Annotated in this window: 26 protein-coding genes; 16 read left to right on the forward strand and 10 right to left on the reverse strand. The window is 70.3% G+C overall.

Annotated features, from left to right (window positions below):
* Positions 1-186: 186 nt before the first annotated feature.
* The 7 genes from N0B31_RS20670 to N0B31_RS20700 are packed head-to-tail and all read left to right on the forward strand — an operon-like array spanning position 187 to position 8,075.
* Positions 187-2,355 carry a vWA domain-containing protein gene (locus N0B31_RS20670; protein WP_260593542.1) on the forward strand — a complete coding sequence of 723 codons (2,169 nt, stop codon included), beginning with the start codon at positions 187-189 and terminating at the stop codon, positions 2,353-2,355.
* Positions 2,352-2,855 carry a DUF7287 family protein gene (locus N0B31_RS20675; protein WP_260593543.1) on the forward strand — a complete coding sequence of 168 codons (504 nt, stop codon included), beginning with the start codon at positions 2,352-2,354 and terminating at the stop codon, positions 2,853-2,855. The genes N0B31_RS20670 and N0B31_RS20675 overlap by 4 nt, the downstream gene beginning before the upstream one ends.
* Positions 2,855-3,490, forward strand: a complete 636-nt coding sequence (locus N0B31_RS20680) for a DUF7288 family protein (protein ID WP_260593544.1) — start codon at positions 2,855-2,857, stop codon at positions 3,488-3,490. The genes N0B31_RS20675 and N0B31_RS20680 overlap by 1 nt, the downstream gene beginning before the upstream one ends.
* A complete protein-coding gene (locus N0B31_RS20685; protein ID WP_260593545.1) occupies positions 3,487-4,506 on the forward strand; it encodes a hypothetical protein in 1,020 nt (339 codons plus the stop codon). The genes N0B31_RS20680 and N0B31_RS20685 overlap by 4 nt, the downstream gene beginning before the upstream one ends.
* Positions 4,503-6,983, forward strand: a complete 2,481-nt coding sequence (locus N0B31_RS20690) for a DUF7266 family protein (RefSeq protein ID WP_260593546.1) — start codon at positions 4,503-4,505, stop codon at positions 6,981-6,983. The genes N0B31_RS20685 and N0B31_RS20690 overlap by 4 nt, the downstream gene beginning before the upstream one ends.
* Before the next feature lies 1 nt (position 6,984).
* On the forward strand, positions 6,985-7,800 hold the full coding sequence (locus tag N0B31_RS20695) for a DUF7289 family protein (RefSeq protein ID WP_260593547.1): 816 nt from the start codon (positions 6,985-6,987) through the stop codon (positions 7,798-7,800).
* A gap of 50 nt (positions 7,801-7,850) precedes the next feature.
* Complete coding sequence (locus N0B31_RS20700; RefSeq protein WP_260593548.1) at positions 7,851-8,075, forward strand: hypothetical protein; 225 nt, start codon at positions 7,851-7,853, stop codon at positions 8,073-8,075.
* A gap of 13 nt (positions 8,076-8,088) precedes the next feature.
* On the opposite strand, the gene N0B31_RS20705 is transcribed toward N0B31_RS20700, so the two are convergent.
* The 4 genes from N0B31_RS20705 to N0B31_RS20720 all read right to left on the reverse strand — a co-directional run bounded on the left by N0B31_RS20705 (position 8,089) and on the right by N0B31_RS20720 (position 9,439).
* Entirely contained in the window at positions 8,089-8,394 is a 306-nt protein-coding gene (locus tag N0B31_RS20705; RefSeq protein WP_260593549.1) for a CGCGG family putative rSAM-modified RiPP protein, read from the reverse strand.
* Between the two features lie 57 nt (positions 8,395-8,451).
* Entirely contained in the window at positions 8,452-8,892 is a 441-nt protein-coding gene (locus N0B31_RS20710) for a CBS domain-containing protein (protein ID WP_260593550.1), read from the reverse strand.
* 77 nt (positions 8,893-8,969) lie between these two features.
* Complete coding sequence (locus tag N0B31_RS20715; RefSeq protein WP_260593551.1) at positions 8,970-9,245, reverse strand: hypothetical protein; 276 nt, start codon at positions 9,243-9,245, stop codon at positions 8,970-8,972.
* On the reverse strand, positions 9,242-9,439 hold the full coding sequence (locus N0B31_RS20720) for a hypothetical protein (RefSeq protein WP_260593552.1): 198 nt from the start codon (positions 9,437-9,439) through the stop codon (positions 9,242-9,244). The genes N0B31_RS20715 and N0B31_RS20720 overlap by 4 nt, the downstream gene beginning before the upstream one ends.
* 230 nt (positions 9,440-9,669) lie before the next feature.
* On the opposite strand from N0B31_RS20720, the gene N0B31_RS20725 reads away from it, so the two are divergent.
* From N0B31_RS20725 to N0B31_RS20755, 7 genes are all read left to right on the forward strand, one after another.
* A complete protein-coding gene (locus N0B31_RS20725; protein ID WP_260593553.1) occupies positions 9,670-10,008 on the forward strand; it encodes a PadR family transcriptional regulator in 339 nt (112 codons plus the stop codon).
* A gap of 454 nt (positions 10,009-10,462) precedes the next feature.
* Entirely contained in the window at positions 10,463-10,831 is a 369-nt protein-coding gene (locus tag N0B31_RS20730; RefSeq protein ID WP_260593554.1) for a hypothetical protein, read from the forward strand.
* Entirely contained in the window at positions 10,803-11,093 is a 291-nt protein-coding gene (locus N0B31_RS20735; protein ID WP_260593555.1) for a hypothetical protein, read from the forward strand. Before N0B31_RS20730 ends, N0B31_RS20735 begins: the two co-directional genes overlap by 29 nt.
* 4 nt (positions 11,094-11,097) lie before the next feature.
* Positions 11,098-11,463 carry a hypothetical protein gene (locus tag N0B31_RS20740; protein WP_260593556.1) on the forward strand — a complete coding sequence of 122 codons (366 nt, stop codon included), beginning with the start codon at positions 11,098-11,100 and terminating at the stop codon, positions 11,461-11,463.
* 68 nt (positions 11,464-11,531) lie between these two features.
* The gene (locus N0B31_RS20745; RefSeq protein WP_260593557.1) at positions 11,532-12,005 is read left to right on the forward strand and encodes a hypothetical protein; all 474 of its coding nucleotides are present in this window, start codon (positions 11,532-11,534) and stop codon (positions 12,003-12,005) included.
* A 161-nt stretch (positions 12,006-12,166) separates the two neighbouring features.
* Positions 12,167-13,993 carry a hybrid sensor histidine kinase/response regulator gene (locus N0B31_RS20750; RefSeq protein ID WP_260593558.1) on the forward strand — a complete coding sequence of 609 codons (1,827 nt, stop codon included), beginning with the start codon at positions 12,167-12,169 and terminating at the stop codon, positions 13,991-13,993.
* Between the two features lie 49 nt (positions 13,994-14,042).
* Complete coding sequence (locus N0B31_RS20755) at positions 14,043-14,417, forward strand: DoxX family protein (protein ID WP_260593559.1); 375 nt, start codon at positions 14,043-14,045, stop codon at positions 14,415-14,417.
* On the opposite strand, the gene N0B31_RS20760 is transcribed toward N0B31_RS20755, so the two are convergent.
* The 6 genes from N0B31_RS20760 to N0B31_RS20785 form a co-directional block, all read right to left on the reverse strand.
* A complete protein-coding gene (locus tag N0B31_RS20760; protein WP_260593560.1) occupies positions 14,418-15,215 on the reverse strand; it encodes an aldo/keto reductase in 798 nt (265 codons plus the stop codon).
* Positions 15,212-15,457 carry a MarR family transcriptional regulator gene (locus tag N0B31_RS20765; RefSeq protein ID WP_260593561.1) on the reverse strand — a complete coding sequence of 82 codons (246 nt, stop codon included), beginning with the start codon at positions 15,455-15,457 and terminating at the stop codon, positions 15,212-15,214. Before N0B31_RS20765 ends, N0B31_RS20760 begins: the two co-directional genes overlap by 4 nt.
* A gap of 307 nt (positions 15,458-15,764) precedes the next feature.
* On the reverse strand, positions 15,765-16,382 hold the full coding sequence (locus N0B31_RS20770) for a VOC family protein (RefSeq protein WP_260593562.1): 618 nt from the start codon (positions 16,380-16,382) through the stop codon (positions 15,765-15,767).
* Positions 16,383-16,469: 87 nt separating this feature from the next.
* A complete protein-coding gene (locus N0B31_RS20775; RefSeq protein ID WP_260593563.1) occupies positions 16,470-16,847 on the reverse strand; it encodes a CBS domain-containing protein in 378 nt (125 codons plus the stop codon).
* A gap of 69 nt (positions 16,848-16,916) precedes the next feature.
* On the reverse strand, positions 16,917-17,093 hold the full coding sequence (locus N0B31_RS20780; RefSeq protein ID WP_260593564.1) for a hypothetical protein: 177 nt from the start codon (positions 17,091-17,093) through the stop codon (positions 16,917-16,919).
* A gap of 44 nt (positions 17,094-17,137) precedes the next feature.
* Positions 17,138-18,037: a DMT family transporter gene (locus N0B31_RS20785; RefSeq protein WP_260593565.1), complete on the reverse strand. Its 900-nt coding sequence runs from the start codon at positions 18,035-18,037 to the stop codon at positions 17,138-17,140.
* 211 nt (positions 18,038-18,248) lie between these two features.
* Between N0B31_RS20785 and N0B31_RS20790 the strand changes: the two genes are divergently transcribed.
* Complete coding sequence (locus tag N0B31_RS20790; protein ID WP_260593566.1) at positions 18,249-18,734, forward strand: Lrp/AsnC family transcriptional regulator; 486 nt, start codon at positions 18,249-18,251, stop codon at positions 18,732-18,734.
* A 65-nt stretch (positions 18,735-18,799) separates the two neighbouring features.
* Positions 18,800-20,089 carry an L-lactate MFS transporter gene (locus N0B31_RS20795; protein ID WP_260593567.1) on the forward strand — a complete coding sequence of 430 codons (1,290 nt, stop codon included), beginning with the start codon at positions 18,800-18,802 and terminating at the stop codon, positions 20,087-20,089.
* Positions 20,090-20,099: the final 10 nt, after the last annotated feature.

Below are 20,099 nucleotides of genomic sequence, written 5' to 3' on the forward strand. Positions count from 1 at the left end.
CGCCCCGTCCGTGGAACCGCGGTAGGAGGTCCCGAGCCGTGGACGACCGGCACTTTACTCCAAACGTGTGGGATGCGTAAAGTGTGTGTATGTGGCCCAATAGTGCCACTGTCGGCCGAATTCGGTTCTGAATCGCGGGTGAAGATTTATGTGTGTCTGTCTGGAGGGTGAACGTAAGTTCAGCAGATGACGGGTGGGGACAGTCGGACCGACCGGGCAGCGACGAACACCCTCGGGTACGTCCTCCTCCTCGGTCTCGTCGTCACCTCTGCGTCCGTGCTGTTCGTGGTCGGCGGCGACGCCATCCAGCGCATCGAGACGGAGTCACGCGGAGAGACGGGTGAGCTGCTCGTCCAGGAGGTAGACGCGAAACTCGGGTCGGTGGCGAGCGCGCCCGGCGACGCCGCCACGTCGGTCGAGATCGGCGACAAGCGGCCCTCGCAGGTGACCGTCGTGGGGAACGGCACTCTCGAGATACGAGTCAACGGGGGTGCGTGCACGCGGACGTTCGACCTCGGCGGTATCACGGTCGAGAGCGAGACGGGCGAGACGGTCGCGTACCAGGCCGGCGGGGTCTGGCGACTCGCCCCCGACGGCGGGTCGGTGATGGTCGCGCCGCCGGACATCACGTTCCAGAACCGCTCGCTCAACGTCCGACTCGTGAACTTCACGGGCGCGGTCAACGGCGACCGCTTCCGGACGGTCAAGAACGAGTCGAAGTCGGTTGCGACCACGACGAGCGCCCGCGAGACGCTACTGAGCGGCAGTTGTGCCCGGCCCCGGAACGTGACCGTCCGGGTCACGAGCGCCTACCACGAGGCGTGGGCGGACTACCTGAGCCAGGAGGTTGACACGTCCGTCACGGAGACCGGGTCCACGGTGTCGTTCACGCTGAACCAGAGTGACCTGCCGCGGGCGGTCGACGACTCGCGCAACCGGGTGGTGAACCTCTCGGACGCCTCGGTGGTCGACCCGGACCCGGTGAACGGTCGGTTGCCCGGCTCCTCGTTCACCATCGACAAGTCCGCTGGCAACCGGTACTTCGTCTCGGGCAGCATCGTTCCCGGCGGCGCGGGGGTGTCGGACATCGAGACGTTCGACGGCGGCGCGATACTCAGACGCCCCGTCGACGTGGTCGTCGTGATGGACGAGTCGGGGTCGATGTCGGGCACGAAGAACCGGAACGCGGAGGACGCCGCCCAGGAGTTCGTCGGGCTGATAGACGTCGCCCGCGACCGGGTCGCCTTCGTCGGGTACACCACGGAGTCGCGCTACATCCTCGTCGACGGCGACCGGTACTTCGGGCCTCGGACCGACGTGCTCGACGACGACACCGCGAGGGACGAACTCAACGACACCATCGACCGGTACGTGGCCAGCGGAGGGACCGCCATCAACCGTGGACTGAACGCCTCGCTCGACGTCCACGACGTGAAGTCGAACGCCTCGCGCGACCGGCACGTCATCCTGCTCTCGGACGGGCAGAACAGTCCCGGGTACGGCGAGTGCGACGCGGCCGGCTTCAGCGGGGAGAACGCCGCGTGCCGGGCGCAGTTCGACGAGTGGACCCTGGCGGGCGCTCGCGAGGCCGCCGACCAGGACATCACCGTCCACACCATCGCGTTCGGCTCCTCGCCGGACGAACAGCTGATGAAGGACGTCGCGAACGCGACGGGCGGGACCTACTCGCGGGCGACCACTGGCGCCGAACTGGAGGCGGTGTTCGAGAGCATCTTCCAGGAGATAACGGAGAGCGAGCAGATTGTCAACTACCCCGTCTCGACGGAGATGACCATCGACGGGACGACGTTCTACCCGACGGCGCCCGGCAACACCAGCGGGGTGGCGGGCGTCGGCGACTACACGAACCTCAACGACCCTTCGTTCACCGGGGAGTTCACCTACGCCACGGAGACCGGTGACGGCGCGCTGATGGAGGTGAGCGCGGTCCGGCTGAGCTGCGAGGACTGGGCGCTGACTCCCATCGAGCAGTACGACAACGCGACCGACGAGACGTACAACGAGGTCCGGTGTACGAACGCGACCGCGGTGAACTCGACGCTCCCGCCGAGCAACGTCACCGTCCTGCTCGACGGGGCGGACGTGAGCGGGTACCGGAGCAGTCCGGACACGTGGTGGCAACCCGACTTCTACAACGACACGCTGGCGCCGTACCGTGACGGCGACGAACTGGACCTCGAGAGCAACGAGGCGCTCGTCGTCTACGAGTTCGCCGACCCGCGGGCCGCGACCGGCTCGAACCGGCTGGTGATGCGCTACAGGTTCGGCCTGCCCGAGTCCGCACAGGCCGCGTCGGTCGTCGACGTGACCGTGACGGAGGTGAGCATCGAGTGAGCCCCGACGAGCGCTCGGGCCGCGCCGCGTGGGGCCGGACGGACGCCGCCGAGGACGGCGGTCGCTCGCGCGCGCAGACGACGCAGGACTTCGCGTTCGGCATCAGCATCTTCGTCCTCGCGGCCGTGTTCGTCGTCACCTTCGTCCCCGACGTGACCACGCCGTTCGCGACGGGCATCACCGAGGTCGAACAGGAGCGTTCGCAGACCGCCTCGCGCCTGCTCGTGGGGAACGTCTCGGACGACGGGACGCCCGAACTGAACACCTCGCGGACCGACGCGTTCTTCGACCGCTCGTGGGCCGACGGTGAGCTGGAGCGGGCGCTCGGGCTCCCACGGACCGCCAGCGTGAACGTCACGATGCGGACCGCCGACCCGCCGGGTGACATCGTGATGGACCACGCCATCGGCGACGCCTACCGCCAGCAGGCGGGGGCGACCTCGGTCCGCATCGTCTCGTACGACGACACCGTCTACCGACTGGAGGTGCGTGTCTGGTGATGCGTGATGGCGACGGTGAGCGCGGACAGGCGTTCACCATCGAGGGCATCACCGCGGCGGTGGTGTTGCTGACGGCGGTGCTACTGGCGGTGCAGGCGGTCGTGGTGACGCCGACGACCCGCGGGACCGTCGACGAGGACGTACGGACCGAACTGCGCCAGCAGACCGAGGACGTGCTCTGGCTCTCCAGCGCGGGAGCCGACCCCGGGGAGGACCTCTCGACGCTGGTCCGCTACTGGGAGCCGAACGGACAGACGTTCGCCGGCGCGACCAACCCGACGGTGGGCTACGGCCGGGACGCCCCACCCACCCGGTTCGGGACGCTGCTGAACCAGACGTTCACGCAGCGGGGCTACCTCTACAACGTCGAGTTGCGGTACCGGACCCGCACGGCCGGCGAGTCGAAGCCGCTGACCCTCGTCTCTCGTGGGGTCCCCGACGAGAACGCCGTCGTCGCCTCGTGGACCGTGACGCTGTACGACGACGACACGCTGACCGGGCCGGGTGCGGGCGGCGCCGAACTCTCGGAGTACGACACCGACCCCGCCGACGGCGACGACGGCTACTACCCCGTCCCGGACGCCGTCGACGGGCCGGTGTACAACGTCGTCGAGGTACGGGTGGTGGTGTGGTGAGCCGCCGTGCGGGGCGGTGCGACTGGCCGCCCCGCCGCCGCGAGGCGCGCGGGCAGGTGCTGCTCGTCGGGGCAATCGTCCTCGCGTTCATCGTCCTCGCACTGGTCCCGGTGTTCAACGGCGTGTTCGCGCCGGACAGCGCCGGCAGCAACGAGCCACCGGAGGTCGGCGAGGGTCCGGCGACGCTCCGGGCCGAACAGCAGTCGGCGGCCCGCGAACTCGCAGTCCGCATCGGCCACGGCGACACGCACGCGAGCCCAGCCCCGGTGGTGGACGAACTGTCGTCGGCGCTGGCGAACTACACGCGCGTCTCGGCCGAGTCGGCCGCCGAACAGCGCGGCTGGTTCGTCGAGACGCGACTGAACACGTCGTCGCCCGGCACCGTCAACGGAACGCGCGTCGTCCAGCGCGAGCAGGCTCGACTGGTCCTGCCGAACGGCGACGCACGGACCTGGCAGATGTTTCCCCCGGGCCAGCGGACGGAACTGGGCTGGTTCGTCCTCCGGCTCGACACCTCGAACCTGAGCGACGAGGACCCACTGGTGGTCGAGGTCGGTAACGCGCCGACGGACGCGATGACGGTCGAGATCGAGAAACAGGAGAACTCGCGCGGCGTCGAACTCAGCGTCGGCGGCGCGTTCGAGACGACCGACGAGCCCGTCGTCTGCGACGCCACCAACGGCCAGGTCGTCCTCGACCTCTACCGGGGCCGGTCGGCCGACCGCGACTGCGCGTTCCCGGCGCTCCGCGGGGTCGAGGGGCCGGTCGACATCGAGGTCCAGAACCCACCCGGGACGCCGGACGAGCGGGCCGTCGGGGTGTACGACCTCGTCGTCCGTGATGGGAGCAAGATAACCGCCGACGTCGACTCCTGCACGGACGCGTCGGCGACCCCGACCGAGCCGTGTACGACGCCGGTGCTCTGGCAGCTGTCACTGGAGACGACGGTCGACGGCGGCCGGGCGACCTACACCACCGCGCAGAACGTCAGCGTCTACGGGGGTGGCGAGCGATGACCGACGGCTGGGGCCGACGGCTGAGCGTCGACGAGCGGGCGGTCTCCTCGACCGTGACGCACGTGCTCGCCATCGCCATCGGCGCCATCCTCGTCGGCGCGCTCATCACGGGGATGAGCGGGTTCCTCGAGGACGAGCGCGAGCAGGCGACCCGTGTCGAACTCGAGTCGCTGGGCGCGCGTCTCGCCGACGACGTGGCGGCCGCCTCGCAACTCGCCCGCGGCGGCGGCAACGCCAGCCTGCGGGTCGACCTGCCCGAGCGGGTCGTGGACACCCGCTACACCGTTTCGCTCGCGACCGGTCCGGCCTGCGTGACGGGGACGACCGACAGCGACAGCTGTCTCGTCCTCGAGGCTGACTCGCCCGAGGTGACGGTCGTCCAGCCGCTGGCGAACCGCTCCGCGGTCCGGTTCGTCGAGGACGGGAGCGGCGACCTGCTGTTACGTGTCGACGGCGCGGGGACGAGCGAGGTGGGGGCGCTCCCGGAGCTCTCGGTCGCCCCCACGGTCGGCGTCGGCGACGTCCCCGGCATCTCGAGCGGGCCGGGGACCGTGGTGAACACCGACCCGGTCGCCGGGTTCGTCTTCCGGCCGGGGAACCCGACCGCCGGCGAGGAGATACGGTTCGTCAACGACACTTCGGACCTCGACGGCATCGTCGAGTCCTACGAGTGGCGCTTCGAACTCCCGAGCGGAGGGAACCGGACGGTGACGGGTCCGACGGCGAACGTGACCTACGACACGCCGGGCGTCTACCGCGTGACGCTGGAGGTGACCGACGACGAGGGTGAGACCGACAGCATCAGCCGGCGGGTGCCGGTGTCGGGACTTGTGTTCACCGACGCGGGGACGTTCGACGGCGACGGCAACGGCGACGACGCCGGCGTCTGGGTCTCCCTGAACAACACGTGGGACGACACCGTCGAGGTGACGACGCTCGGGTTCGACCCCTCGGACCCGAGCATCGACGGCATCGAGGAGGACGGACAGCCGGAGTACGAGATCACGTTCGAGACCGGCGGTGACGTCCCGACGAGCGTCGACGGGGCCGCCGTGGACGCGGTGGGCGGGAGCGACGGCTACGTCGACTTCAGTGGCGGGACGACCGTCCCGCCGGACGGCCTCATCGTCGACGTGGACGCCGACGGGGGCGCCGGGTCGGGACCGAACCCCGAGGTCGCGGCCGGCGAGAACGTGACGGTCTACCTCACCGAACTCCGCGACGGCGGCGACGACGTCGACGGGGCGGACGTCCCGACGGCGGTGGCGGTCCGGTACCGCGTGAACGGCTCCGTGTTCGTCTCGAAGTTCGGGCTCTTCTCGCTCGACGACGCCGACGCGGTCACGTGGGAGGGCACCGACGACTGGGACGCGGCGACGAGCGCGACGAACGTCTCGCACCCGGACGGCGTGGTGAGCCTCGACGCGCCGGCCGGCGGTGGGGGTGTCCCGACCACCGGTCTGCAGGTGTGGCTCCCCCTGAACGAGACTGGGCCGAGCGACTGCAGCGCGGGGGCCCGCACCGCCTGCGACTACGCCGGCGGGACGAACTACCAGTTCGACTACCAGGGGGCGGGGAACCCGACCTTCGGCGTCCCCGGCGTCGACGGCGGCATGGCCTACGGCTTCGACGGTTCGGTCTGGCTCGAGGACCCGAACGTCGAGGACACGTACCTCGGGAACGCGGACGAACTGACCGTCTCGATGTGGGTGCAGGCGGACGCCACCGGGACCGACCGCGGCCTGCTCGACACCATCGACGACGGCCCCGTGGGCAACGACGACGAACTCGGGCTCCGGTACGACTCCAGTGGCGCCTCGCACGGCGGGTCGAACTCGTTCAAGGCGAGCGTCGACCTCGCGGGCGACGGCGGGACGGAGTACAGCTACGAGTACGAGTCGGACGTCCAGTCGACGAACTGGCAGCACGTCGTGTTGCGGTGGGCGGCCGGTGAGCGCGTCGCGGTGTACGTCGACGGCGAGCGACTGGACTACGCCGGTCCGGACGCCGCTACCCCGCCGGGCACGGAGTGGGACGACGACGGCCGGGACGTCTTCTTCGGCATCGGCCGCTCGCAGAAGGACGACCTCGACGAACTCTGGGAGGGGCGCATCGACGAGGTTCGCATCTACGACCGTGCGCTCGGCGACGCCGAGGTCGAGGCGCTGGCGAACGACGGCGGCTACCGGTCGGGGTCGCTGGAGACCGACTGGAAGACCACCGACGAGGACCTCGACCTCGCGGACCTGCGGCTCGGGTACGACGCCACGCGCGGTGGCGGGACGATACAGGTGACGGTCGAGGCCCGGCAGGACGACGGGACGGTCGTCACGGCGGATCCGGTGGTCCTCGGCGGCGACAACGGCGTCCGCGAGGTCGAGGGCCTGACCGGGAGCGCCGACGAGTTCCGGCTCCGTATCGAGTTCAGCGGGGTCTCGAACGCCCCCTCGGCCGACTCGTTCACGCTTGGTGACTGAGATGCGAGGGAACGACCACACCACGGCGGGCTCGACTGCGGCGCCGAGCGACCGGTCTGGAGGACTCGTCCCGACCGGCCGGTCGGACCGCGGGGTCAGCGAGGTGCTCGGGTTCGCGCTGACGCTGGCCATCGTCGTCGGGTCGGTCGCGCTCGTGTTCGGCGTCGGCCTCGGGGCGCTCGAGGACGTCAACCAGTCCCAGCAGGACGAGAACGCCGAGGGGGCGTTCGTCCACCTCGCCAACCGGTTCGCGGAACTCGGTGCCGACGCCGCGCCGTACCGGGCCGGCGAGTTCTCCGTCGCTCCCGGCCGCGTCGGCGTCCGGGACGTGGGGACCCTCGAGGTCGAGGTGGCGACGAACGCTTCGACGCACGCGGAGACGTTCACCCTCCGGTCGCTCGCGTACACACGCGAGGACACTCGCATCGCGTTCGAGGGCGGCGGGCTGTTCCGCAGCGACCGCGGCGGTGTCGTGACCCGCAGTGCGCCCCCGCTCGACTGCACCGCCGAGCGGGCGCTGCTCACCGTGACGACGCTGAACGCGACGGACGCGACGAGTCGCTCGGCCGACGTGGTCACCATCTCCGGCCGACACGACCAGACGACGCTCTGGTACCCGTTCGACCGGGTGGGGAACGCGAACGCCAGCGCGGCCACGTCGGTGACTGTCGACATCTCCTCGCCGAACGAGGTCGCGTGGCGACGCACGCTCGACGAGGCCGACGGCTGGACCGACCCGGACGGCGACGGCGCCTACACCTGCACCACGGGTCGGGTGTACGTCCGACACGTCCGTATCGACGTGACGCTGGTCTGAGTGGGTGGCCGAGCACACTACTTTTCCCCGGCGAGCGAGTCGCCCCGACGATGCCGGACGCCGCCCTCCGCCGCACCGTCCGCCGGTGTACCGCCCTCCTCCTGCTCCAGTTCGCCGTCGTCTCCGCACAGCTCTACGACGCGTTCGGCGGCGGCGGGAGCACCATCACCACCTACACCACGCTCCCGCTCGCCGTCGGGGCGGGCGGTTACCTCGTCGTGAGCCTCCTCCACGGACTGGCCAGCGGGGGCGAGCCGACGGAGGCGTCGGCCTGAGCGTGGCGCCCGCTCACTCGACGTGGACGCGGGTGACGTGCCCGCCACAGCCACACTGCTCGACGTACTCGTAGCTCGCCTCGGCCAGTCGCTCGTCCAGCGCCGCGTAGAGGTACGTCTCCGGGTGGCCGTGTGCGGCGTGCGTGACGAGGTTGACGTGGTAGCCCGCGGCGGTGTGCTCGACGGCCTCGACGGCGTCGGCCACGAGGCGGTCACGGTCGGCTGCGTACCGCGGCCGCTCGAGGTTGGCCGACCAGGAGTTCCGGTGCACGTGGTCGGTGATCGGTTCCGGCTCGGCGTGGTCGTGTGACTGGCTCATACCGGGCCTCCGTGGCGGTGACGGGTGTACCTCACCCCGAACTGGTTCGGGTGGTCGTCACCGGGGGCGCGGCGACTCCGCCTCGACGACCGCCGCGAGGTCGTGGAGTTCGTCGCTGTCCAGTTCGTCGGCCAGGTGAACCAGCACGTCGTCCATCGTCACGATGCCGACGAGGGTGCCGTCGTCCAGCACCGGCACGCGACGGACGCCCGACTCGCGCATCAGGTCGGTCAGCTGTGGGACGCTCGTCTCCGGGGTGACCGTCACGACGGTCGCCGAGACGACCTCGTTCACCGTCGTCCCCTCCAGATTCCCGGCGAACGAACGGCCGTAGACCACGAGGTCGCGGTCCGTGACGATGCCCGACGGTTCGTCGTCCGCGTTCAGCACGACGACGCTCCCCACGTGCTCGCGCTGGAGGAGGTCGGCGACCTCGAGCAGCGGGTCGTCCAGGTAGCACGTGACCACGTTCTCGCTACAGATCTCGGCGACACTCATAGCAGTCGTGTACGAAACCCACAACAATGAGTGTACGGGGAACCTGGCGGTTACCTCGGCGGGTGAGGTGGGGTCGCTCACCGCGGCGGGCGCTCGTCCGGGTCGGCCCACTCCGAGAGCCGGGCCTGTCGGCCCGGCCGGCGGACGTGGAACCGGTACATCGTCCAGAGCGCGAACAGGGGGACGAACAGTCCGAGGCTCGTCTTCGCCAGACGGACGCCGAGCAACGGGAGCCCGAGCGCCTCGCCGACGAGCCCGAGCACGAAGTGGAACGCGGCGCCGGCCGTTCCGACGGCGAGGACGACGTCCACCTGGCCATCGGCGTCGAGGGCGTCGAAGTCGCCCCCCGTCACGACCCGGTCGGTGCGCTCGCGTCCTCGTCCGCGCCGGCGTCCCCGCGGTGGCGGGCGTGGAGGCCGCGGTGCAACAGGGTTCGTTCGCAGTGACGACACGGTCCGCCGCCGGTGGCCTGCCGAGACGGGTCGAACGCGAGCCGAGGTGCTTCGCCCCCGCCCCAACAGGTGATGCAGTGTCTCGTACGTTCCATGATAGATCACCCGACCGGGGACGCCCCCCGAGGGAGTCGGAGTCGGTGTGACGGGTGCAAAAACCTACCTAGGACGTCTCTATCCGGGTTCGGACGGTGGTGTCCGACCCAATACTCTCACGGCGAATCCGTACCTCGCTCCGGCCGGCCGGACCGACGACTCGGACGGACGGGAATCCGTCGCGCCCCGAGGGACAGGTTTATGTACGCGCTCGGAGCGGACTCCGGTGATGCGTACGCCGGGAGTGACCTCGCCCAAGCCGCTGGCGGACTGCTCGTCGCTACAGCGAGACATCCTCGTCTCGACCTCCGAGATGGGGCCCTCCTCGGGGACGGCGCTCCTGCGGCGGCTCCGCGAGGAGTACGAGTACGACGCCGTCGACCTCTCGAAGTCCACCGTCTACGACAACATCCGACGACTCGAGGGGATGGGGTTGCTCGACCGCGAGGAGACCACCGGCAGGACGAACACCTACGTCGTCTCGGAGGAGGGACGCAGTCGGCTGCTGGCGTACCGGCGGTGGGTGGTCGACTCCATCCCGCCGATGGACCCGAGCGAGCGGTTCTGAGGGGGTCGACTCCCAGCGCCGGTGTCGCTCGGGAGTGCCCCGTACCGCTCCGGAGTCGACGGCGGTCTACTGGGGTCCGTTTCGACTCGCGCGCGCCCGGCGCCGCTCGTTCCCGTCGAGGGGACTGAACGGACGGTCGAGACATCGAAATGCCGGTTTCCATGCCGTAGCGGCCCTCTAGTTCGTGATTCGGTGGAACGTGACGGTCGAGCGACTACTCCGATACGCCGGTCCGAGTGCCCAGACAGTCTCCACATTCGGTCCGAGTGCTCGGACCGTGCCGACCCGGCTCGGGGGCCCGTTCGGCCGGCCAATCCCCCGACGCCGCGACAGTCACTGGGTCGTACGTGGTGCTCGGGAGCGCTCCGTACGTGCCCGCTGTGGCCACCGTAACGGCTATGAACGGCCTGGCGTCGGGTCCGGATACCAGCCGCCGGGGACGGTGTCGGACCTCATGAAATGCAACAAGTGCGGACTACGCTCGGGGTACAACAGGGTGCTGGTGGCCGTCGACGACGGCCGGGAACTCGGGTTCCTCTGTCGTCGGTGCGAGGCCACCCAGTACGGGGAGACGCTGCGGGAGGGTCTCTGGGCCGAGACGGACGGGTGTGCGCTCTGCGCACGCGACAGTTTCGTCCGGCTGCCGGAGTGGTCGCCGAGACTGGTCGAGGAGGACGACCACCTCCGACTGCGCAACGAGTACACGGTGACCGAGGAGACAGTGTCGCTCTGTGACGAACACTACGCCACGCTTACCGGCGAGGCACGCCGCGAGACGCACCCGACGGAGGGCCATGCTACACCAGGGACCGAGCGGTCGTAACGGGATCGCGGCGGCCGAGGTGGACGGCTACGACCGGCGCATCCTCGAACTGCTCGAGTCGGTGGCCTGCCCGCTCTGTCCGCCGAGCATCGCCGTGAACGTCCGCTCGAGCCCGACCGACGCGCGGGTCCGCTGTCAGAAACTCCACGGCCTCGGCTTGCTGGACACCGAGGAGCGGGGCCGCAAGGCGTTCACCCTGAGCACGACCGGGGAGGACTTCGTCGCCGGCAACGTCACCGTCGAGTCGCTGCGGTGGCGGTGAGTCCGTGCGCCGCGAGGACCACCCGTCAGTCTCGGCACAGCTCCGACGCGCGGGACACCCACTCTCGACGCGCGAACTCGTGGGGCACAGTCGGGCCGCGGCCGGTATCGACGGCGTCGAACGGTTCCGCCCGGTCCCCTCTGGCCAGACGACCCCTCACGACCCCACCCCGCGCAGCGAGGCCGTCTACTACCTCCGCCGGCACCACGCCCCGCGGGACGTGGTCGAGCGGTGGGTCGAGGCGAACCGGCACCTGCTCGAACGCACCTCCCGGCGCGACGTGCGCCGCGCCGTCGCGGTGTACGGGACGCGGTTCGTGACGGCGTGGGAGGCCGTCGCCGACGACGCCTACGACGGCCGGGCGCTCTGAGTGGTCGCCCAGTCGGGAGCCCGTCACGAAAGCCGTACATTCAGATACCACCCCGCCGACTCCCCGGTATGTCGCCACTCGTCGTCGACGCGCCGCTGTCGGTTCCACTCCTGTTCCTCGCGGCCATCCCGGCCGCCGTCGTCGCCACGCTCGCGATGGACCTCGTGATGCCACGGCTCCGCGAGGGGGAGACGCCGCCGCAGGTCGCCAGCGGCGTCCTCACCGAGCGTGCGCCCGACAACGCCCCCCGACGGCTGGCGTCGGTGGTCCACTACGTCGCCGGGGCGCTCACCGGCCCGCTGTTCGTCTGGCTCTTCCTCGTCGCCAACGAGTTCCTCTCGCCGCCCGAACTCGCGGGGGCGGCCGCCGGCGTCGTCCTCTACCCCCTGATGGTCGGGTTCTTCGTCCTCTTCGTGCTCCCGCGGGCCAGCGGGATGCCACAGCGCCGAGCTAGCGTCGTCGCGCGGGCGTGGGCCATCGAGGCGTTCGTCTACGTCCTCGTCCTCGTCCCGCTGGTGACGGCCGCGGCGCTGTACCTGTAGCCCGCCGGGCCGTCGCTCGTGCCCCCGGCGCCACGCTGCCCGATAGATACATGTCGGAAAAGGTGTTGACTGGCTCTAGAGACCGGATACCCGCTCCGAACGACACCCATGCTCTCAGACCCTCTCGAAGCCGACTCTATCGGCAGACGGCGGGGCCTCCGATGACGTTCAGCGTCCTCGCCGACCCGACCGACGAGACCATCCGCGTCCTCCACGTCGAGGACGACCCGGCGTTCGCCGACCTGACCCAGTCGTTCCTCGAGCGCGAGCGGGACGGCATCACCGTCGACTCGGTCACGAGCGTCGAGGCCGGGCTGGACCGGCTCGCGGCCGACGACCCCGAGTACGACTGCGTCGTCTCGGACTACGACATGCCGGGGACCAACGGCATCGAGTTCCTCGAACGGGTCCACCAGCACCACCCGGACCTCCCGTTCGTCCTGTTCACCGGGAAGGGGAGCGAGGAGGTGGCCAGCGAGGCCATCACCGCGGGCGTCTCGGACTACCTCCAGAAGGAGACGAATCCGGACCAGTACACGCTGCTCGCCAACCGTATCGAGAACCTCGTCGAGCAGCACCGCTCGCGCCGGGCGCTGGAGGCGAGTCAGGAGCGGCTCTCGCTGTTCGTCGAGCAGTCCCCGCTCGGCATCATCGAGTGGGACACGGACATGACCGTCCTCGGCTGCAACGCGGCCGCCGAGGAGATACTCGGCTACGAGGAGGCCGACCTCGTCGGCGAGTCCTACCGCGTCGTCGTCGCCGAGGCGAGTCGCTCGGACGTGGACGAACTGGTCGGGGAACTCACGGAGGTCCGCGGCGGGTTCCACAGCGTCGACCAGAACGTCCGTGCCGACGGCGAGGTCATCACCTGCGAGTGGCACAACCGCGTCATCACCGACGATTCGGGGACGCCCGTGGCCATCTTCTCGCAGTTCCGCGACGTGACCGACCGCGAGGAGCGCGAACGCGAGCTGGAGGCGATCCGGACCCGGTATCGCCTGCTGGTCGAGAACTTCCCCGACGGTGCGGTGTTCCTCTTCGACGACGACCTGAGGTACACGCTCGCCGGCGGGCAGGAGCTCGAGGCGGTCGGGCTCTCCTCGACGGACTTCGAGGGGTCGACGCCGTACGACGTGTTCCCCGAGGACATCGCCGAGGAGACGGTGGCCCACTACCGGCGGGCGCTGACGGGCGAGCGTGGCACGTTCGAGCAGTCGTATCAGGGCGGTCGCTACCGCATCGTCACGCTCCCGATCCGGGACGGCGACGGCGAGGTGGTCGCGGGGATGGCGGTGTCGCTGAACGTGACCGAGGTCCGGCGTCAGGCGGCGGCGCTCGAGCGGCAGCTCGAGCGGATGGAGGAGTTCGCGAGCGTCGTGAGCCACGACCTGCGCAACCCACTCGACGTGGCGGCCGGTCGCCTCGACCTCGCGATGGAGGAGTGTGACAGCGAGCACCTCGTGGCCGTCGAGCGCGCGCACACCCGGATGCGGACGCTCGTCGGCGACCTCCTGACGCTCGCCCGGACGGGCGAGCCGGTGGAGACCACGGAGCCGGTCGAGCTGGCAGCGGTGGCAGACCGGAGCTGGTTCGGTGTGGACACCGCCGAGGCGACGCTCCGCGTCGAGACCGACCGGACCGTCCGGGCCGACGCGACCCGCCTCGAACAGTTGTTCGAGAACCTCTTCCGGAACTCGGTGGAGCACGGCGGCGACTCCGTCGTGGTGACCGTCGGGGACCTCGACACCGCCGACGGCGACCCCGACGGCTTCTACGTGGCGGACGACGGCCCCGGCATCCCGCCCGGCGAGCGCGAGACCGCGTTCGAGGCCGGCTACTCGACCTCCGAGCGCGGGACGGGGTTCGGCCTCCGCATCGTCCGGCAGGTGGCCGAGACCCACGGCTGGACGGTCGAGGTGACCGAGAGCGAGTCCGGCGGCGCCCGCTTCGAGGTGCGTGGCGTCGACGTGGTCGAGCGCGGAGCCTGACCCTCGCCGGGCACCCCGACTTATGTCACTGGCGCGAGTCGACACGCACATGGGAGACAGCGACAAGCCGTTCGGTCTCGGGCGGGTCCTCCTCGGCCTCGGTCTCGCCCTGCAGGCGAGCGAGGACTTCCGCGACATGGACGACACCGTCGAGTACGCCGAGAGCGCGGGCGTCCCGATGCCGGAACTCGCCGCGCCGTTCGCGTCCGGGATGATGCTCGTCTGCGGGCTGGGAATCGCGCTCTGGAAGGCTCCGAAGATCGCGACCGGTGGTGCGGCCGCGTTCCTCGCCGTCGTGACGACGCAGATGCACGACTTCTGGAACAAGCCCGAGGAGAAACGCGACGGCGAGCGACTCGCCTTCTGGGGGAACCTGGCGATGTTCGGTGGCGTACTGGCGATGCTGCGCGAGGCCTGGAAGTAGTCAGTCCTGCCACGGCGACCCGTCGGGGTCGAACTTCCGGTAGCGCTCCTCGATACCGTCGAGGCGTGCGACGTCCTCGTCGGTGAGTTCCAGGTCGAGCGCCGCCCAGTTGTCCGCGAGGTGCTCACGCCCCGTCGCCTTCGGGATGGGTGCACAGTCCTTCGCCAGCAGCCACGCGAGACAGACCTGTGCGGGGGAGATGCCACGGCGCTCGGCGACGGCCACGACCTCGGGCACGTCCAGCGCGTCGCGGCGGCAGAACGGGGCGTAGGCGACGAGGTCGGCACCCACGTCCTCGCACGCCGCGACGAGGTCCTCGCGCGGCGGCAAGAGCGGGTGTATCTCCACCTGGTTCGCGGCGATGGGCGCCTCCAGTAGCTCGGCTGCCTCCCGCAACAGGTCGGGGGTGAAGTTCGAGACGCCGACGTGGCGGGTCAGCCCACGGTCGCGGAGTGCATCGAACGCGGGCAGCGTCTCCGCGGGGTCGTACGCCCCGAGCGGCCAGTGGACGTAGAGCAGGTCGACGTAGTCGAGAGCGAGTCGGTCGAGGCTCGCCTCGGCCGTCGCCAGCACGTCCTCGCGAGCGAGGTTCTCTGGGTGGACCTTCGTGGCGACGAAGACGTCCTCGCGGTCGACGTCGGCCCCGCGGACGCCGCGGCCGACGGCCGCCTCGTTCCCGTACATCTGGGCGGTGTCGACGTGGCGGTACCCGAACTCGAGCGCCGTGCGGACGCTCTCGGCGCACTGCTCGGGGTCGTCGTTGCCGGAGGTACCGAGGCCGAGTCGGGGGACGGTCACTGGTCGGTCAGGGAGTAGACCCGCTTGCGCGCGTCGCGGAGACAGACCGCCTCGTCGACGATGTCGGCGTTCTTGAGGTCTGCGACGGCGCTCCGGACGGTCCGGGCAGACAGGCGGGTCCGCTCGACGAGCTCCACCTGCGTGAGGTCGGGTTCGCGTTCGAGGACGAAGTGGACGAACTTCGCGCTGGGCGGGAGCGAGTCGAGGGCGGCGCTCTCTGTAGTGGCTTTCGCCTGTGACATTCGTCTCCGACTACGGCCGGCCCCATCATCAACGTTCGACGGCCGTGGGGATACCTGATTACACTCGTGTCACCCGGCGGGCGACGATTCTGCCGGCTCGAACCTATCGCTACCGGCACTCGTTTCGGGTGTCGACGGACAGAGTACCGACCCACGTCGATAGAGAGTCGCGAGGGCTCGGTCGGTGCCGACGGCCCGACCGTGGCTGCGCGGAGCGGCGACTACCGTGGGCACGGCCCGTCGCTCCAGCGGTCACGGCCGGCACGCGGGCGCGAGCCGCGGCGCGCCGGTGTGGCTGCCGCCCCGTCTAGCGGTAGTCCCGTCCCGCCGCGGCCGGCCGGATGTCGTTCTCGACCACGGGGAGGCCGAGTGCTTCGAGCGCCGCGACCATGTGCTTGGAGGTGACGAACTCGGCCCCGTCCTCGAGTCGCAGGCCGTGGGCGTGGGCGAGCACCTCCCCCCGGCGGGCGTCCGGGATCTCGAACTTGTCCGCGACGAGTTCGATGGTCAGGCCGTTGTGGTCCTCGGTGTAGAGCGCGTGGAAGGCACCGCGGTCGTACTCGCTGACGGGCTTGCCCGCGTCCTCCAGCGCCGCGTAGGTCTCGGCCACCGCGTCGGCCTCGATACGGAACGCGAGGTGGTGGACCTGTCCGGGGTCGGGGTCCGGCAGGTCGACGCGCTCGCGGTCCTCGTGGACGAAGAAGGTGAGCAGGCGGCCGTCGCCGGTGTCGAAGTAGAGGTGGGTGAGGTGGTTCCGGTCGAGGTTCGGCTGGCTGAGGACGAGCGGCAGGCCGAGCAGGTCGCGGTAGAACGCGATGGTCTCGGCGGGGTCCGTCCCCTCCAGCGTGACGTGGTCGGTGCCGACCACGCTGACCGGCGCGTCGGGTGTCTCGGTGCCGATATGCGTCGCTGTCTGCTGTGACATCTGGACACCCGACCGTAGGGGCCGAACGGTGATATATTCCCGGTGACACGGCCGTAACCGGGCGTTTCGCGGGTTCGGTCGTTCGGCTCAGACCAGCGTCTCGCGGAGGTCCGTCGAGGAGACCATCCCGACGTAGTCCCGGTCGTCGCCGATGACCGGGAGGTGGTTGATGCCGTAGTTCGTCATCATCGCGGCGGCCTCGCCCAGGCGGAGGTCGGAACTCACCGACTCGACGGGCGCGGTCATGACGTCCTCGACGGCCAGCGCCGCGGGGTCCTCCCCCTCGACGACGACGTCGAGGACGTCCGTGCTCGTGACGATACCCGCCTGTCCGCCGGGGACCAGGAGGGCGTTGAAGTCGTGTTCGCGCATGACCGTCGCGGCCTCGCGGACCGTCGCGGTCGCGGAGATGGTCTCGACGGGGGCGGTCATCACCGACTCGACGCGGCGCTCGCTCTCTCCCATATCCATGCGGGGTGCCAGCACGGCTTGTGTCTTGGCATCGCCCCGAATCTCGCCGGCCGACCGCCCCGTTCACTCCGGCTTGGCGAAGTAGCTGGTGAGCGCCCCGGAGAGGAACGCGGCGATAGCCACGCTGAGCAGGGCGTCCTGCCGGGTCCACTCGTGGCCCTCCTCCTCGGTGAGGACGGTGATGCCGACGCTCAGGACGAGCGAGACGATGCCGTTGACGAGGTGCTTCGTGAGCCCCATACCGCCGCGTACGAGCGCCGAGGCCATAGCCCTCGGGGCTCCGGCTATCGGTCCCGCATCGTCTGGACCCGGCCCGCGGCGTCGTTCGCCGCCACCCGGAGCGTGTCGCCCTCCAGCAGGCCGAAGCCGACGAGGACGAGGCAGAACCCGGCGGCCGCCTCGGACGAGGGGACGTAGCCGAAGACGGCGAACGAGAGGACGGCGGCCGTCAGCGGTTCGAGGTAGCCAACGAGGTTCGTCCGCGTCGCGCCCACGGCGTCGAGCAACTCGAAGTAGGCGACGAACGCGACCACGCCCGGCCCGAGGACGAGGAACGCGAGCGAGAGCAGGCCCGTCGTCGAGACGGCGACGGCCTGCGGTTCCCCAGTCGCGAGGCTCCCGGCGTGGAGCAGGCTCGCGCCCAGCACCATCCCCCAGCCCTGCCGGGCGCCGACCGAGAGGCCGGGGTCGGTCCGACGCAGGAGCACGCTCCCGAGCGCGAACGCGGCCGTCGCGCCGAGGACGAGGAGCGCCCCGTCGAGGGGGATGCCGCCCGCCCCGAACGGGTCGGTCACGGCGAGGACGCCGAGGAAGCCCACGCCGACGCCGGCGTAGTCGCTCGGCGCGAGCCCCTCGTCGTCGAGCAGGAACGGGGCGAGCAGGGCCGTCAACACCGGCGAGAGCGCGACGACGGCCGCCGCCACCGCCCCCGGCACGGTCTCCTGACCGACGTAGAGCAGCGCGTGGTGCGCGAAGACCACGAAGACGGAAAGGGTGGCCACGCTCAGCAGGTCGTCGCGGGTCCGCGGCCGCCAGCGGCTCCCACCGCCGACGGCGAGCGCGAGGACGACGACCCCCGCGAGGTCGTACCTGACGGCGGCGAACAGGAGCGCCGGCCACTCCGAGACGCCGGCCTCGATGGCGACGAAGGACCCGCCCCACAGCGTGGCGACGAGGACGAACAACAGCGGTACACGTGGAACTCGACTCCAACTGACTCGGCTTCGCATCGTATCTGTTCCGGCGAAACGGACTCACGTTGATAAGCACGACTATCGGAGGCCGTCTTCCGAGGCAAGACTCTCACCACCGTGGCCATATCTCGGATCGGATTCGATATACGTCTCCGAAGTCGAATCTCGTTGAGACTATGTGGTGTCGACTCGTGACAGGGGTATGGACGAGCGAGACCTGCGAATCCTGAAGGCCATCGCAGACCGCGGGACGGGCAGTCCGGAGCGCCTCCACGAGGCGACGGGCATCCCCGTCTCGACCATCCACTACCGACTCAACCGGTTGCGGGAGGCGGGCGTCGTCGAGAACGACCTCTTCGACGTGGACCTCGACGCCCTCGGACTGGGGGTGACCGTCCTCGTCGAGGTGCTGGCGGACTACTCCGGCGCCCACGAGGACGTGGCCGACGACATCCTCGATGTCGAGGGGGTGACCACCCTGCTCTCGACGATGGGGGAGACGGACTTCGTCGTCGTCGCCCACCTCGCCGACGAGGACGCCGTCGGCCGTCTGCTCCGGGAGTTCGAGACCATCCCCGCGGTCGAGCGGACCAACTCCACGTACGTCATCGAGACGCTGTACGACGACGCGCGGGCGCTCTCGTCGTACTCGCTGGAGACGCTGGTCGAGCTGCTGGCGGACGACTGAGCCGACCGTCGGTCGTTGGAACATATCTATAAGGCCGGCGGCGCCATCCCGACCAGCCACACCAGATGACGACCGTCGAGGCCGACCGCAACCGGTGGCTCGTCGCCGCGGCCGCCATGGCCATCCACCTCTCCATCGGCTCGGTGTACGCCTACAGCGTCTACCAGCTCCCGCTCCAGACCGCGCGGGGCTGGAGTCTCGCCGACGTGACGCTCGGGTTCACCGTCGCCATCTTCACCCTCGGGCTGTCCAGCGCCGCGCTGGGACGGTACGTCGAGAAGTACGGCCCCCGGCGTTCGGGGCTGGTCGCGGCCCTGCTGTTCGGCGGCGGGACGGTCCTGACGGGGGTCGCCGTCGAGGCGGGCAGCTACGCCGGATTCCTGCTGGCCTTCGGCGTCGTCGCCGGTGTCGGGCTGGGCGTAGGGTACATCACCCCGGTCTCGACGCTCGTCAGCTGGTTCCCCGACCGGCGCGGGCTGGCGACCGGCCTGGCCGTGATGGGGTTCGGCGCGGGGGCCCTGGTCACCGGGCCGGTGGCGAACTACCTCGTCGCGGTCAGGAGCATCCCGACGGCGTTCTACGTGCTCGGGGTGTCCTACTTCGTGGCGATGGCTGCCGGTGCGAGCTACCTGAAGAAACCGCCGGCTGGGTGGGCACCGGCGGGGATGGACCCGGCGGACGTGGCGGCAGCCGAGACCCACGGCGTCGTCGTCACGACCGACCTCGAACAGCGGACTGCGAAGGAGGCCATCCGGACCCCGCAGTTCTACCTCGTCTGGCTCATCGTGTTCGTCAACGTCTCGGCGGGCATCATGCTCCTGTCGGTGGCCTCGAACATGACTCAGGCCATCACCGGGGCGACGCCGACCGTGGCGGCGGGCGTGGTCGGCCTGCTCGGGGTGTTCAACGGGGCGGGTCGAATCGTCTGGTCCAGCCTCTCGGACTACCTCGGCCGGACGGGGACGTACGGGCTGTTCTTCCTCCTCCAGATCGGGGCGTTCCTCGCGCTCCCCCGACTCGGGACCGTCACGCTGTTCGCGGGGGCGATGTTCCTCGTCGTCACCTGCTACGGCGGCGGGTTCGCCTGCCTGCCAGCGTACCTCGCCGACCTGTTCGGCACCGGGGAGCTGGGAGCCATCCACGGCTACACGCTCACGGCGTGGTCGCTGGCGGGCGTCGCCGGTCCCACGCTCGTCTCGCGCATCGTCGCGGCCACCGGGAGCTACGAACTCGCCTTCTACGTCGTCGCCGCCGCGCTGGCCGTGGGGCTCGGCTGCGTGGGCCTGCTCCGCTGGCGCATCGGCGTCGTCCGCCGGGCACAGCTCCGGGGGACGCCACACGGTCTCACGCGCTGAAGTCGGTCCC

Origin of the sequence: Salinirubellus salinus, from assembly GCF_025231485.1 — an archaeon.
GTDB classification, from domain to species: Archaea; Halobacteriota; Halobacteria; order Halobacteriales; family Haloarculaceae; genus Salinirubellus; species Salinirubellus salinus.

What these genes read in the sequence shown, in the direction of transcription:
- N0B31_RS20670 (WP_260593542.1), top strand. Translation starts at nt 187, where the DNA reads ATGACGGGTGGGGACAGTCGGACCGACCGGGCAGCGACGAACACCCTC.
- N0B31_RS20680 (WP_260593544.1), top strand. Translation starts at nt 2,855, where the DNA reads ATGCGTGATGGCGACGGTGAGCGCGGACAGGCGTTCACCATCGAGGGC.
- N0B31_RS20690 (WP_260593546.1), top strand. Translation starts at nt 4,503, where the DNA reads ATGACCGACGGCTGGGGCCGACGGCTGAGCGTCGACGAGCGGGCGGTC.
- N0B31_RS20695 (WP_260593547.1), top strand. Translation starts at nt 6,985, where the DNA reads ATGCGAGGGAACGACCACACCACGGCGGGCTCGACTGCGGCGCCGAGC.
- N0B31_RS20700 (WP_260593548.1), top strand. Translation starts at nt 7,851, where the DNA reads ATGCCGGACGCCGCCCTCCGCCGCACCGTCCGCCGGTGTACCGCCCTC.
- N0B31_RS20705 (WP_260593549.1), bottom strand. Translation starts at nt 8,394, where the DNA reads ATGAGCCAGTCACACGACCACGCCGAGCCGGAACCGATCACCGACCAC.
- N0B31_RS20710 (WP_260593550.1), bottom strand. Translation starts at nt 8,892, where the DNA reads ATGAGTGTCGCCGAGATCTGTAGCGAGAACGTGGTCACGTGCTACCTG.
- N0B31_RS20720 (WP_260593552.1), bottom strand. Translation starts at nt 9,439, where the DNA reads ATGGAACGTACGAGACACTGCATCACCTGTTGGGGCGGGGGCGAAGCA.
- N0B31_RS20725 (WP_260593553.1), top strand. Translation starts at nt 9,670, where the DNA reads ATGCGTACGCCGGGAGTGACCTCGCCCAAGCCGCTGGCGGACTGCTCG.
- N0B31_RS20730 (WP_260593554.1), top strand. Translation starts at nt 10,463, where the DNA reads ATGAAATGCAACAAGTGCGGACTACGCTCGGGGTACAACAGGGTGCTG.
- N0B31_RS20735 (WP_260593555.1), top strand. Translation starts at nt 10,803, where the DNA reads ATGCTACACCAGGGACCGAGCGGTCGTAACGGGATCGCGGCGGCCGAG.
- N0B31_RS20745 (WP_260593557.1), top strand. Translation starts at nt 11,532, where the DNA reads ATGTCGCCACTCGTCGTCGACGCGCCGCTGTCGGTTCCACTCCTGTTC.
- N0B31_RS20750 (WP_260593558.1), top strand. Translation starts at nt 12,167, where the DNA reads ATGACGTTCAGCGTCCTCGCCGACCCGACCGACGAGACCATCCGCGTC.
- N0B31_RS20755 (WP_260593559.1), top strand. Translation starts at nt 14,043, where the DNA reads ATGGGAGACAGCGACAAGCCGTTCGGTCTCGGGCGGGTCCTCCTCGGC.
- N0B31_RS20765 (WP_260593561.1), bottom strand. Translation starts at nt 15,457, where the DNA reads ATGTCACAGGCGAAAGCCACTACAGAGAGCGCCGCCCTCGACTCGCTC.
- N0B31_RS20770 (WP_260593562.1), bottom strand. Translation starts at nt 16,382, where the DNA reads ATGTCACAGCAGACAGCGACGCATATCGGCACCGAGACACCCGACGCG.
- N0B31_RS20775 (WP_260593563.1), bottom strand. Translation starts at nt 16,847, where the DNA reads ATGGGAGAGAGCGAGCGCCGCGTCGAGTCGGTGATGACCGCCCCCGTC.
- N0B31_RS20780 (WP_260593564.1), bottom strand. Translation starts at nt 17,093, where the DNA reads ATGGGGCTCACGAAGCACCTCGTCAACGGCATCGTCTCGCTCGTCCTG.
- N0B31_RS20790 (WP_260593566.1), top strand. Translation starts at nt 18,249, where the DNA reads ATGGACGAGCGAGACCTGCGAATCCTGAAGGCCATCGCAGACCGCGGG.
- N0B31_RS20795 (WP_260593567.1), top strand. Translation starts at nt 18,800, where the DNA reads ATGACGACCGTCGAGGCCGACCGCAACCGGTGGCTCGTCGCCGCGGCC.